The following is a 212-nucleotide window of genomic DNA, read 5'->3' on the forward strand; positions in this document are numbered from 1 at the left end:
TGGCCTGCCAGCGGCTCGAGGGCGCGTTCACGCTGCTCGCCGTGCACGCGGACCAGCCCGACGTCGTCGTGGCCGCCCGCCGGAACTCACCGCTGGTGGTGGGCCTGGGCGAGGGGGAGAACTTCCTGGGCTCGGACGTTTCCGGTTTTATTGACTACACCCGCCGTGCCGTGGAGCTGGGCCAGGACCAGATCGTCACGATCACCGCTGAC

The 212-nt window shown here is 69.3% G+C and carries 1 pseudogene; it reads left to right on the forward strand.

Annotated elements, in window-relative coordinates:
* Positions 1-212: pseudogene (locus tag FDW81_RS18005) on the forward strand (glutamine--fructose-6-phosphate aminotransferase); the annotation flags it as partial.

This window comes from Pseudarthrobacter sp. NamB4, assembly GCF_005796185.1.
Taxonomy (GTDB): domain Bacteria; phylum Actinomycetota; class Actinomycetes; order Actinomycetales; family Micrococcaceae; genus Arthrobacter.